The organism is Spirillospora sp. NPDC049652 (assembly GCF_040675125.1).
Lineage (GTDB): Bacteria > Actinomycetota > Actinomycetes > Streptosporangiales > Streptosporangiaceae > Spirillospora.
The window spans coordinates 1-2,223 of record NZ_JBFAOF010001082.1; the positions used below are offsets into that span (position 1 = coordinate 1).

Here is a 2,223-nt window from a genome sequence, read left to right on the forward strand (position 1 = left end):
GTCCGAGAACGTCGTCACCTGCACGTCGCTGTCCAAGATGTACGCCCTGGTCGCATAGCCCGGGTGGCCGCTCAGCGTGGCCGCCGTGGCCGGTGCGAAGTACGCGGCGGAGTGGCCTGCGCCGACGAGGCCGGTGACCTGGTAGGCGGCCGGCGCCCCGTCCGCCTGGAGCCGGATCGTCCGGCCGACCTTCGCTCCGGCCGCGGCGGGCAGCACGACCTCGTCGGAGGCCTGCGGGGCCCGCCCTTCGGCCAGCGTGACGGGCCCGAGGACCGCCGCGTCCCAGCCGTGCCCGGACAGCGGGACGCCGCCGGCCGTCACGAGCGGGAACGACACGTCCGGCACGACCGCGCGGACACCCGGAACCTGCCGGAGCCGGTCGGCGGCCGCCACCGGGATGTGCGGCAGCTCGGTCCTGGGCCGGTACTGCATCTTGGGGTCGGACCCCGGCGACTTGGTCTTGAGCCCGACGCGTCCCGGGGCGGTGACGACCGCCCGCGCGGCGCCGTACCGCTCGGTCGGGGCGTGGGCGCGCAGTGCGGACTCCAGCAGCACCCCGAACGCCCCGACCAGCACGGTCGCGAGCAGCAGGGTCACGAAGACGCCCAGGGACGCGCCCTGGAAGTCGGAGCGGCGGGGCCTCACGCGGGCACCCCGTCCCAGCGGGCCAGCACGGACGCGACGGTCGGGGAGGCGAGCTCCTCCACGATCCGGCCGCCGTCCAGGAACAGCACCGAGTCGGCCCATGACGCGGCGACCGGGTCGTGGGTGACCAGGACGACGGTCTGGCCGGCCACGTCCACCGCCTCGCGCATCAGGCGCAGCATCTCGCGGGCCGTGCGCGGGTCGAGCGCCCCGGTCGGCTCGTCGGCGAACACGACCTCGGGGTCGGTCACCAGGGCGCGGGCGAGCGCCACGCGCTGCTGCTGCCCGCCGGACAGCTCGCTCGGCCGGTGCCGCATCCGGTCGGCCAGGCCCACCCGGGCCAGCACCGAGGCGATGCGGTCCCGGTCCACCTGGCGGCCGCCGAGCCGCAGCGGCAGCGCGACGTTCTCCTCCACGTCCATGGAGGGGATGAGGTTGAAGGACTGGAAGACGAACCCGACCCGCTCGCGCCGCAGCCGGGTCAGCGCGGCCTCCCGCAGCCGCCCGAGCTCGGTGTCGCCGATCCACACCGCGCCGGCCGTCGGGCGGTCCAGCCCGGACGCGCAGTGCAGGAAGGTGCTCTTCCCCGAGCCCGAGGGGCCCATCACGGCGGTGAAACCGCCCCGGGGGAACGCCCACGAGACGCCGTCGAGCGCCTTCATGGGGCCGTAGGCCTTGGTCACCGTGTCGAGGCGCACCGCCGGCGGGGCGGGCGTCCTGGTCATCGCGCTGTTCACGTCATCGACGCTACGGAGAAGACGATCTCCGGCCATCCGGGCGGGCCCCCGAATGGAGGGTGTAGCCAGCTACACCATGGGAGGGGGGCGCGCCCGGTCACGGCGTTCCCGGAGGTGGAATACCGTGATCGGTGTGGGAGGGCTGCTGAGGAGATCGCGGGAGGCCACCGTCTACCTGACGGTCGGCCTCGCGACAGCCCTGCCCGGCCTCATGGGCCTGTACCTGGTGCCGCTGACCCTGCTGCTCGGCGCGGTCTTCTTGGCGCTGCCGTGGATGCCGGTGCTGACGCGTCCGGTCTTCTGGCTGGCGGACTTCGAGCGCCGCCGCGCGTCACGCCTGCTGGGCCGGGAGATCGCCACGCCCGAGATGCCCCCGCCCTCCGGCTCGGCGCTCGAGGACGGGGTGCGCCTGCTGCGCTCCCCGGTGCTGTGGCGCACGCTGGGCTGGCTGATCGTGCACGGCGTGCTCGGACTGATCGCGGGTGTTTTCGGAGCGCTGATCTGGCCGGCGGCGCTGTACTCGCTCTCCCTGCCGCTGTGGTGGTGGTCGGTCCCCGAGGGCTCGGTGTCGGCGTTCGCCACGCTGCACACCTGGAACCAGGCGCTCACACTGCCGTTCCTCCAGACCGCCCTGTACGTCTGCATCGCCCTGTGGCTGATCCCGCCGATGGCGCGCGGCCAGGCCCTGCTCGCCGAGCTGCTGCTGTCGCCGCCGCGCCGGCGCGTCAACCTGCGGGAGCGGGTCGAGCGGCTGACCGAGACCCGCGCCGAGGCGCTGGAGGCGCACGGCGCCGAGCTGCGCCGGATCGAGCGCGACCTGCACGACGGCACCCAGGCCCAG

The 2,223-nt window shown here is 74.6% G+C and carries 2 protein-coding genes and 1 pseudogene; 1 reads left to right on the forward strand and 2 read right to left on the reverse strand.

Annotated elements, in window-relative coordinates; translation table 11 throughout:
* Both AB0J52_RS37145 and AB0J52_RS37150 read right to left on the reverse strand, forming a co-directional pair.
* Nucleotides 1-645, reverse strand: a pseudogene (locus AB0J52_RS37145) (hypothetical protein); the annotation flags it as partial.
* Nucleotides 642-1,370 (reverse strand): ABC transporter ATP-binding protein, encoded by a 729-nt coding sequence (locus AB0J52_RS37150; RefSeq protein WP_500187618.1) that lies wholly within the window; start codon nt 1,368-1,370, stop codon nt 642-644. The gene AB0J52_RS37150 and the pseudogene AB0J52_RS37145, both read right to left, overlap by 4 nt.
* Nucleotides 1,371-1,506: 136 nt before the next feature.
* Here AB0J52_RS37150 and AB0J52_RS37155 point away from each other — a divergent pair.
* Nucleotides 1,507-2,223, forward strand: a 717-nt coding sequence (locus AB0J52_RS37155) for a sensor domain-containing protein (protein ID WP_500187616.1), incomplete at its 3' end; no start/stop codon positions are given.

What these genes read in the sequence shown, in the direction of transcription:
- AB0J52_RS37150 (WP_500187618.1), bottom strand. Translation starts at nt 1,370, where the DNA reads ATGACCAGGACGCCCGCCCCGCCGGCGGTGCGCCTCGACACGGTGACC.